This is a genomic window from Shewanella sp. 5_MG-2023 (genome assembly GCF_030547465.1).
Taxonomy (GTDB): Bacteria; Pseudomonadota; Gammaproteobacteria; order Enterobacterales; family Shewanellaceae; genus Shewanella.
Window position 1 is genome coordinate 150,800 of sequence record NZ_JAUORC010000008.1, and the last position, 11,128, is coordinate 161,927.

An 11,128-nucleotide genomic window follows, 5' to 3' on the forward strand; every position below is an offset into this window, starting at 1 on the left:
TTTATAGCTGTAATTTAATAATATCAAATGAATTTAGGTGGCTACTTTTTCTTTTTTGACTTGAATATACGTCGATAAAAAGTGACTGTGCTGAATAATAGAATCAAGGTACCAACCACTGCGACTAATGTAATAAATACAACGTATTTAAGTGGCATATTCAATGCGTCATGCAGTGGTCTAACAAAGCTGGCCACTTGACCTGACAAGTTTCTATCGCTGTGCTTCAGGCTTGATACGATTTTGCCGTGCTGATGATCCATGGTGATACTGTCAGCATTTCTAAGCCAGACATCAGCATGACTATCAAAGTTGATACTGTAATTCATCGCTTGAGGTTTAGCCGCCTTTGGTGCATCAGGATCGGGTTTTTTCTGCCTTGGTTTATTAACCGATACTAATAACGATTCAGGCCATAAATCTTGCGCGGTTTGTAGCTGGCTTTGCCAATCGTTAGCTTTACTTACTGGATAATTAATTTCTGCGGTTGGCTTGTGCTTGAGCGCATCCATCCATAAGCCTTTATAAGTAATCAAAAAGCCGGTAATACAGAGTAAAAACAGTGGCACTGATATGAATAAACCTAATTGAATGTGGCTTTTAACTAGGCTGCTTGATTTGGTGTCTTTTGGAATAGAGTACTTGAGTCTAAAACCTTTACGTACTCGCCACCAAAGGTAAATACCCACTAGGGTAATGACGCCACCAATGAACGATGCCCATGCATTAACGTATTTACCAATATCACCCAGTAAGAAGTTTCTGTGCAACCAAAACATCGTGGTCCAAAGCGGAATTTCTGTCACCTTGTAATGGGAGATTTCATTGAACTCGCTATCAAAAGCGATAGATTGCCCACGGGTAGCAGCTTCAAGGTAAGGGGTATGTTCGGTAGGAAAACGTACACTGCTCATTTTTGGGTAATGCTCAAAAATATACTCAGTGGCTTGTGCTTTTTGCTCAATGGTTAACGGCACATAGGTTTGGCCTTTATCATCCATTCTTTTTAGCATGTCCATGCCGCCGAGATACACTCCCGTTGTCAGCACTATCAGCATACAAATACTAATGACAAAACCGACCCAATTATGGAACCACTTTAAAGCGGGTACAACTTTCATATTTACGTTCTCAGGTTAAATATTTATGGATGACAATGACAAAAGTTAGCAGCTAACAATTATGACTGACACGCTATATGGGTAATGATAATTAATCTCATTTGCAACTGCAATTAAAGAAATGTAAAGAGTGGCATATAAGTGTCATTGTGTTGTCGAGGTCACATTTAAAGCTGTAGAGGGCGTATAAAGCTAAAAGTTTATTTGAATAAAAATTCTTGGTAATGAATTTTTTTAGCTGCTATTAAGTGAGGTTTTCGAAAAATAATGAAATTTAAGCTAACAAACACACATGTTTAATATTTGTTAATTTCTGATTTTGTGTAACTTTGTTTAAATAATTAATATCTGTATTAGTTTTGGCGATTAAACTCATCTAGCTTGGATGAACATTAGTTAATCCATTTATGCAACATTTATTCAGGTAAACTTTCTACAATTTACTTACAACAGTGTCCTTGTTCACAGTTATTTACTTCTGTTAAATAAATGGCTTCACTTTCGCCGTAATGCAAATGATAATCCATCTCATTAACGACTACTGCCATTTAAAGGGCTACTTTGTATGAAAATCTCACCTATTGCATTTGCTGTTGTTGCCAGTTTAGCCTCAGCTTCATTAGCGGCTGAAGAAGCAACTAATGACACTGATAACGGCTTAGATTTCGAGTTGAACATTGAGCGAATTCAAGTAACAGGCATGAATTTTAATAATTACAAAGTAGGCTCGTCATCAGGCGCCATGCGGGGTGATATTGCCTTGATGGATACGCCGCAATCAGTGAACGTTATTCCAGATTTTGTCACTGATGAGCAGTTAGCAACTAATTTATCTGAAGTATTAGTTAACGACTCAAGTGTGACCGGCGGCAGTGAAAAGTGGAACCGCCAAGTATTTAATATTCGTGGCTTTGAATTAGATTCTGGCAGTGGCTTTTTAATTAATGGTCAGCAGCAGTTTTCGCACTATGTGCAGCCGATTGAAACCTTGCAGCAAGTCGAAGTCTTAAAAGGCCCATCAAGCATGCTTTATGGCCAATCAGGCCCAGGTGGCTTGATTAATATGGTGACCAAAAAGGCCACCTCTGAAACCATGTTTGACTTTGGGTTCGATACCGATGAGAACGGCTCAACTCGCTTCCAGCTTGATGCAGGCGGCGCGTTAAATGATGCTGAGTCAATCCGTTACCGCACTGTATTAGTTAAGCAAGATACAAAATACTGGCGTGAATACCAGGACGGTGAGGGCGATGATACTCAAGAACGTGACCGTTTCTTAGGGTACTTAAACCTTGAATTCGATCTCCATGACGATGTGATGTTATCACTGACCTATGATTACACCGATGATAAAACCGGTATCGATAGCGGTGGCTGGTTAGATGGTAACGGTGACTTAGTTGGTGATCGCGAAGATATCTGGGATATGTCGTGGGCCTTTACTGACAACGAGGTGCAAAACCTGGGTGCTGATTTAACCTGGTATGTATCAGATGATTGGAAAATGACCACAGGTTATAACCATCAATCATTTACCCGTCAGCGCTTAGATTCGTCTCCATCGATGGTGGCAGGTATGGATCCAACTACCGATGGTTACCAAATTAAGGCGTTTGATCGCCACGATGATTGGCAGCTTAAAACCGCTTATATGGATTTCACTGGTGTCGTAAATGGCTTTGGCATGGAACATCAATTGTTAGTTGGTGCTAACATTCTCGATTATTACTATGGTCAACTTATTGACCGCGATGACGCGCAGATGGTTCAGCCGGGTGGTTATGTACCTAGACCTGATCTGGATTACAACAGAGACACCACTAAGTCAGAGTCAAGCTATAAGCATTATGGTTTTTATGTACAAGACTTAATGACCATTAATGATCAGTGGCAAGTACTGGCAGGCCTGCGTTATGACGAGCAGAAAAAAGACGGCGATGGTGAAAATAGCTATGCCGTGTCACCTAAGTTTGGGGTTATTTACTCGCCTTCAGATAACGGCAGTATCTATGTAAACTACGCCAAAAGTTTTAACCCTCAGTCAATCGTTAACAATGAAGACGATGTCAATAATGGTATGAACTTAGACCCAGAGTACGGTGAGCAATATGAAATCGGTACCAAATGGGAACTGTATGATGGCGGCTTACTATTAACTGGTGCAGTTTTTGACACCACAGTGACCAACGTTACAGTGCGCGAACAATTAGAGCAACCTATTGGCGAGCATGAGTACATCACCACCCAAAGCGGTAAGCAGCATCACCGTGGTTTTGAAATGGGCGCTCAAGGACAAGTCAGTGACAATGTATTCGTCACCAGCTCAATGATGTATCTAGATGCAAAATATGTCACTAGCAGCCAAGATACTGAACAGCTAGACGGTAAAACCCCGGTAGATGCACCTGAATGGTCAGCAAATATCTGGACTCGTTACGAAGTTACCGATGATGTCGCACTTAACTTTGGTGCTATCTATGTCGGTGAGCGTTTTGCCAATACTCAAAACACCATAGTTAAAGATGACTATGTTAGATTTGATTTTGGCGCAGCTTACTCATTTGCGGTTCACAATACAGATATGAATGTACGCTTTAATATCAAAAACTTATTTGATACTGAATACCTAGATGGCGGCACCAACACCGACGTTACCATAGGTGATGGCAGACATTTCAGCCTTGCATTTGAAGCTAAGTTTTAATCTGCTTTAGTTAAATGCTTTAGTTAACAGCTTTAGCTCAGCAGTTACCTATAGAGTGTTAAAAGAATGGCCCGCACATATACCAATATGTGCGGGCCTTTTTCATTGCTTCAATTATAGGTTTTTAGATAAAAAATTATCAATGGCTCTGAAGGTCATTAAGCGGTGCTGATTGTTTGATAAATAGTGATTGGCATTATCGATTTCAACATATTCGACTTGTTTATCTAACGAGGATAATTTTCGATACATATCTCGGCTTTGGCTCACCTGTACCACTTTGTCATTATCACCATGGATTAATAAAATGGGCACATTAATTTTATCAGCATGATAAATCGGAGAGCGTTCATACAGGTCGTCATAATCATCTCCTAACACCTTTTTAGTCATCTCATGACTAGTATAAAAACGGGATAGCTTGACGAGGTCTTCTACATCAGAGACTCCTGCAAAACTGATCACACATTGGTATAATTCAGGGGTCTTTGCTGCTGCCATCATGGCGGCATATCCACCGTAACTAGCGCCAACTATGCATATGTTATTTGGGTCAGCAACACCTTGGTCGATTAAATAGCGAGTGCCATCTTCAACATCTGTTTGCATCTCTTTCCCCCAATTTTTATGTCCAGCAGTGGTGAACTTAAGCCCGTAGCCCGCCGAGCCCCTAAAGTTCATTTGCAGTACAGCATAATCTCGGTTAGCAAAGAACTGAGCCCAATAATCGAATTCTTCGCCAACATAAGAATTAGGTCCACCATGGGGAAAAATAATGGTAGGTAAGTTCTTCGCTTCACGTCCTTTGGGCAATGTAAGGTAGCTAGGTATCTCTAAACCATCTCTGGCGGTATAACTCATTGCTTGAGGTTGGACTAATACATCTGGCGTGAGTTGCGAATACTTGGTCGCAATCACTTCTAGCCTGTTTGCATCGCGATCGCCATAAAGATACAACCCTGGTTGAGTAGGACTTGTAGCAAAAACAATATAACGGCGTTCATTTTTACTAAACTGAGTCAGGTAGTTTTGGGTATCGGGTAATGCGCTTTTTAAGCGCTTGATCAGTTTTTGATAATCTTGATCCCAAAAGTGATATTCATTATCGATACCTGCGGCAATACCAATGGCCTCTCGAGTGATATTAGAGTGCAGCAATTGTGCATTAACGTCACTATTGTCTTCGCTAAATACGAGTTCTTTATGAAGTGTAGGATCCCTAAGATCAACTTTAAAAATGGCAAAGTAACCATCTTGGTAAGCTTTGACGAAGAGAATATTGGGGTTTACGTCAAATCCTAGAGGAATAACGCTGTCTTCTGAATATGCTTCGTGTTTCCAAAGTAAACGTAATTCACCATTGGCTTCACTTTGCTCGTAGGTTCTATATTCGGTGGTATCAGGGTCTCGATAAGTGGCAATACGAACCTTATTTTGCTGATCTGTCATCCACTTGAAAACATGTTCACGATAATTTTGCTCAATAGTAACCTTGCCGGAATACAAGTTTACTTTTAGCACGCTATCCTCTAATGCTCGAGAACGAAACCCAGCGACTGACAGTAATATATGTTGAGGATCTTTAGGGAGTATATCGACAATATGATGTTGAAATTGTGGTATAAACTCGAAACTTTTGATGACTTTTTTAGTTAATACGCTGCCCGCCTCACCGGTTTTTATATTGTACTTTATCAGCAAACTTTCGTTGGCATCTTTACCAAAACGCTTTGAAGGAATAAGTGTTGATATTAATAAAATCTCGTCACTGGCCCAGGTTAAACCAATAATGGTATAGCGTTCATGGTCATTTTTAAGCGGTATATGAAACTGACCCGTTTCGGTATTAAACAGCGCCACAATCTTATGTGGCTCTTCGGCGCTATCGTCCAAAATTAACGATGCTATGTGTTTACCATTTGGTGACAGCTTTACAGTGCTGACATCGGGAATACTGGCAAAGGCTTCAACGGGGAGTTTAGGGGCAGTTTTTGGGGGAGTATTATCGGCAGCCAAAGCTTGCTGACTTAGCACCAAAGTGGTGATTAGTATGGAAATCCATTTCATTATTGATTGTTTCTCTTAAACGTTTTTTTGATAAAGAATCAGTACCACAGTGTTGATTTACTGGGTACTGATCTGAATTTAAAGCTTAATGTAAATTTTGATGTAAAAACTTTTCAATGGCGATAAAGGTCTGAATCCGATGATCATTATTACTTAAATAATGATCGCCGTTTTCAAGTTCGATATATTCCACAGGCTTTTTTAAGTCGTCTAACTTATCAAACATATCTTCACTGTGCTGCACGCGCACCACGCGATCTTTATCGCCGTGAATAAGTAACACTGGGGCATGAATGTCTTTAGCTTTGCTTAATGGTGAGCGCTCATATAGCGCATCATAGTCATCACCAATTTGTTTTTTAACGATTTCAAAATTAGTGTAACGTCTTGAAGACTTGACTAAATACTCCACATCGGTGACACCCGCCACACTGACTGCACATTGGTATAAATCTTTGGTGGTAGCCACACCCATGAGTGCGGCATAACCGCCATAACTGGCGCCGACAATGCATATTTTTTTAGGGTCTGAAATACCTTGCTCCATCAGCCAGCGGGTACCATCTTCAACATCGTTTTGCATATCCAAGCCCCAGCTTTTTAACCCTGCTTGCATAAAGTCAAAGCCGTAACCAGATGAACCTCGAAAGTTCATTCTCAGTACTGCATAGCCTCTGTTGGCTAGAAACTGGGTCCAATAATCAAAGCTATTTGAGTCATAACTAATGGGGCCGCCATGGGGGAAAATAATAGTAGGTAGGTTTTTAGCTTCTTTGTTTTGGGGCGTCGTTAGAAAAGCTTCGATTTCTAAGCCGTCTCTGGCTTTATAAGTCAGGGTTTTAGTATCAGCTAATAATTCAGGGTTTAACTCTTTATAGCGGTATGCGATAGGGAGTAACTCACCGGCATCACGATCACCAAAGAAATAAATACCCGCTTCTTTGGCATTGGTTGAGTAGACAATATAGCGGCGTTCATCGTCACTAAATTGAGTGATGTAATTACGATAGTCTGGTAACGCTTTATTTAGTCCATTAGCTAAGCGAACGTATTCGTCATCCCAAAATGTATATTCAGATTCGTCACTGTCATTAATGCCGATGACTCTTTGTTTGAGACTTGAGTAAATTAATGAGCCTTCAACGTCATAGGACTCTCTGCTAAACACCAATTCTTTAGTTAGTTTTGGGTCGGTTAAGTTAACCTTAAAAATAGCCAATAAGTCATCATGATATGCTTTTACATAAAGAATATTGGGGTCTTGCGCAAAGCCCATCGGCCAAACTTGTTCCTTAGCAAAGGCCTCAAATTCCCATAAAACACGTCTATCTTCACCTGTGTCAGCTTGTTCGTAAATTCTGAACTGACTATCTTTGTGATAAATGCCAATTCTGACTTTATGCTGTCTATCGGTTATCCAGTCTTGGATATTTGGTTCTGCTGGTTGCACAAACTTGAAAGCTCCATTGTTCAAGTTGATGTTAATAACCGACTCAAAATTGGGCTTGTTACCTAAACCACTAATGCCCAGTAACAGTTTTTCTTTATCATTTGGCAAATAGTCGATGATGTTAGATTGGATTTGCGGCATCCATTTGAATTTTTTAAGAGAGCGACTGCTGATAATGCTAGAGGTTTTATTTTTACTGATAGAATACTTCATCAACCTCGTTTCTGTAGTTGGCGTGCCGTAGCGTACAGCAGGGAATTTAGCTTTGATTAATAAGGCATCATCACTGGCCCATTGCAGTGATAAAATAACAAATTTTTCATTATCTGTTTGCAGTGGATAAAAAGACTCACGGGTATCAATATCAAGGATATTAATAATAGAGCCTTTCATTTCATTGGTATTTAAGCGGACTAAAGAAGCTATTTTTTTGCCATTAGGTGACATGGTCACATGGCTAACATCTGGAATGCTGGCAAATGCTTCCAGCGGTAATTGTTGGGCGCTAACTGAAGCTGAGCATAGCCAAAGCGTCACTAGTAAGCTAAAAATCCGTTTCATTAAAATCATCCCTATTATTGTTGTTAACTAGATGTTATCAGTCGCAGGACTGATAAATCTACTGTTAATTCAATAATAAAGAGCGCTTATAGCTGTTTAAAGCAGTCACTGTAGCGGTAATGCAGTGCTAACGACAGGCTACGGCATAACATAAAGGCGCTCATGGCGGCCCACAGGGCATTATTGCCGTATTCTTGAAGTAAATACCAACAGGGAAAAAACACCCCAAAGGTCGATAAAATCATGCTATTACGCATCATTTTACCTTGGGCTGCGCCAATATATACCCCATCAAATAAGTAGGACCCAAAGGCCAGCAATGGCATGAATACTAGCCAAATTAAGTAATGTTCGGCTTGTTGTTGTACCAATTCAATATTGGTGAGTAAGCCAATGATATTGCTACCCGCAAAATAAAATAACAGGCTAAAGCCTAAGGCAAATAGCGCTGACCAACTCGCAGCAAGGGTCACTGAGTCATGTAATAAATTGAGGTTTTTTTGCCCCACCGCGCGGCCCACTTCGGCTTCGGCATAATAAGCTATGCCATCTAAGGCGTAAGAGATCAGCATCAGTAAATTAAGCAGCACCGCATTAGCGGCAATGATGTCATCACCTAAGCCCGCACCGTAAAAAGTCATAAAGGTAAAGCTGGCTTGCAAACATAAGCTGCGAATAAAGATATCGCGATTTAATTTTAATAAGCGTGAATAGCCTTTTAAGCTGATATGAACCATTAACTGACGCAAACTAAAATCAGCCTGTTGATATAAAGCGCGTTTTACAATGACAGCTGCAACGGTAAAGGCACACATATCAGCGATAACAGAGGCAAGCGCGGCACCTTTTACATTCCAATTTAGGCCAATCACAAACACTACATCTAAAACGATATTGACGATATTGGCGATGATTAACTGCCACATTGCCGCCTTGGGCGCTTGCCTGCCCAGTAACCAGCCAAGTAACACCAAATTTAAGAGTGCAAATGGCACCGACCAAATACGAATTTCTACGTACTCGCGGCAAAATTGCTGCACCTGCGCACTGGCTTGGCTTAAAGACATGGCAAAATCGAGCAGCGGTTGCTGCAATAACACTGCTGCGCCACCAAACAGCAATGCAAGGCAAGCGCCTTGCACCAGCAATTTTTGCTGAGTTACGGTATCATTAGCGCCGTAAGCTTGGGCGACCAGCCCCGTGGTGGACATGCGCAAAAAGCCCAGCAACCAGACAATTAAAGTAATAATTGTGCTGCCAAGCGCCACCCCGCCTAAATAATAGGCCTCACTTAAATGGCCGATGACTGCGGTATCGACTAAACCTAATAACGGTATGGTGATATTCGATAAAATCATCGGCAAGGCTAAAGCAAAAAGCTGCCGGTTTTTTTGGCTGTTAAAAAGTAATGCTTTTATGGACATAGGAATAATATGTTAAAACGAACTCTATTGGGGTTATTGTGGTTAATATCACTTAATGCCAATGCCGTGGTGATCTTGCAATATCATCATGTGTCAGAAACTACACCTGCAAGTACCAGTGTGACGCCAGCTCAATTTGAAGAGCAAATGCAATACCTTGCTGAAAACGAGTTTACCATCATTCCATTAACCCAAGCGGTAAATGCGCTAAAGAATAACACGCCATTAGCGGATAAAAGCATCGTTATTACCTTTGATGATGGCTATGACAGTATCGGTATGGCTGCGGCGCCCATATTAGCCAAATATGATTTTCCTTATACAGTATTTGTGTCAGTAGAGCCGATTGAAAAAGGCTATCGCGGCATGATGAGTTGGGATGATATTAAAACGCTCACTGAAAAGGGCGCTACAATCGCCAACCATAGCTGGGCCCATGAGCATCTAAATCGTAAGCTTGATGGCGAATCTAAGCAGCAATGGCTTGATAGAATCGAAGCAAACTTGCTAGCAACGGAAGCGGAAATTAACAAGCATACCGGTCAGAGTGTAAAAATGCTGGCTTACCCATATGGTGAGTACAATAGCGATGTTGAAGATATTCTGAAAAAGCACGCCTTTATTGGTTTAGGGCAACAATCTGGCGCCGCGGGAAAATACTCAATACTGACTGCGCTGCCACGTTTTCCTGTGGCGGGCCCTTATGCTGATTTAGACAGTTTAAAAGTCAAGTTTACTAGCCTCAATATGCCGGTGGTGAAGCAAAATATCACTGACCCACAGTTAAGCCAAGGTCAGTGGCGACCTGAGCTAACCGTTGAGCTGGACACCACTGATATTTACCCGCATCAGGTGATGTGTTTTGTCCAAGGCCAAGGCGCTAAAAAGCCGACTTGGGTTTCTGAAACTGAGTTTAATATTCAAGCTTCAGCAAACTTACCTGCAGGTCGAAGCCGTTATAACTGCACTGCACCGAGTAAAACTAAGTCAGGTTATTATTGGTTTTCGCAAGCCTGGTTAAGACCGAATAATGATGGCAGTTGGCCGACAGAATAACTTCTTTCTTTGGGTGCTATTTTTCCAAACTCCGTTTGGATTAACATCGTGGGTTTTCCACCCACACCCGACCAAAAGGGTATCAACAGCAATACCCTCTTGGATCACCCTGCCGCCCCCGACGAAAAATGCTGAAAAGCGCATGATTTTCGATGGGGATTGATCCAGCTTTCAACGTCGTTTGTAAACCGCTTCGGTCACCTCTTTATTGCAAAGAGTGAAAATGCTAACGCTAACGCTTCCGATGGTGCATCCCTGCACCGCGAAAGCTATGCTCACATCCATGTGAGCATCACGCTATTTTCTTCAACGCCCTCAATTCAAATTGAGCCTTTTAGCAGATTAGACTCTTGATCTTTTGAGCCTTTTAGCTCTTAAATTTATCACGAATACAGTCAAATCGAAGAAATGAAAATCCCAGTGTAGATGCAGCAGCGAGCTTCCAAAACAGGGATGTTTTGGCAGAGCTTACATGGACGTACTTGCAGCGTCTCGCAGTTGTATCTGCACATAAGGTCGCTCTTTCACATCCATGTGATCGCGACATTTGTATATCCTATACATCACCTGCGGCAGGCAATGGATTAAGTTGAAGTTATGGTCTTCCGTAATTTAGCCAATAAAAATGAAGTATAAAGTTGGTGCTGGTAACTCGTTTATGCCCCGAAATGTGTTTGAAATGGATATCTCTCGAGGTTTAGTCATTTGTATTTACCCTCAATAATCTAATATCACCTTCAATAGA

At 41.2% G+C, this 11,128-nt stretch carries 6 protein-coding genes; 2 read left to right on the forward strand and 4 right to left on the reverse strand.

Annotated elements, in window-relative coordinates; translation table 11 throughout:
- Nucleotides 1–41: 41 nt before the first annotated feature.
- Complete coding sequence (locus Q4557_RS06605; RefSeq protein ID WP_303411525.1) at nt 42–1,121, reverse strand: PepSY domain-containing protein; 1,080 nt, start codon at nt 1,119–1,121, stop codon at nt 42–44.
- Between the two features lie 565 nt (nt 1,122–1,686).
- On the opposite strand from Q4557_RS06605, the gene Q4557_RS06610 reads away from it, so the two are divergent.
- Nucleotides 1,687–3,825 (forward strand): TonB-dependent siderophore receptor, encoded by a 2,139-nt coding sequence (locus Q4557_RS06610; protein ID WP_102439433.1) that lies wholly within the window; start codon nt 1,687–1,689, stop codon nt 3,823–3,825.
- A gap of 114 nt (nt 3,826–3,939) precedes the next feature.
- Here Q4557_RS06610 and Q4557_RS06615 read toward each other — a convergent pair whose 3' ends face one another.
- From Q4557_RS06615 to dinF, 3 genes are all read right to left on the reverse strand, one after another.
- Nucleotides 3,940–5,892, reverse strand: coding sequence for a S9 family peptidase (locus Q4557_RS06615; RefSeq protein ID WP_303411527.1), 1,953 nt, complete (start codon nt 5,890–5,892; stop codon nt 3,940–3,942).
- Between the two features lie 85 nt (nt 5,893–5,977).
- Entirely contained in the window at nt 5,978–7,903 is a 1,926-nt protein-coding gene (locus Q4557_RS06620) for a S9 family peptidase (protein WP_303411529.1), read from the reverse strand.
- Between the two features lie 86 nt (nt 7,904–7,989).
- Nucleotides 7,990–9,327 carry an MATE family efflux transporter DinF gene (gene dinF, locus Q4557_RS06625; protein ID WP_102476154.1) on the reverse strand — a complete coding sequence of 446 codons (1,338 nt, stop codon included), beginning with the start codon at nt 9,325–9,327 and terminating at the stop codon, nt 7,990–7,992.
- 9 nt (nt 9,328–9,336) lie between these two features.
- On the opposite strand from dinF, the gene Q4557_RS06630 reads away from it, so the two are divergent.
- Nucleotides 9,337–10,383: a polysaccharide deacetylase family protein gene (locus Q4557_RS06630; protein WP_102439437.1), complete on the forward strand. Its 1,047-nt coding sequence runs from the start codon at nt 9,337–9,339 to the stop codon at nt 10,381–10,383.
- The last annotated feature ends 745 nt before the right edge of the window (nt 10,384–11,128 follow it).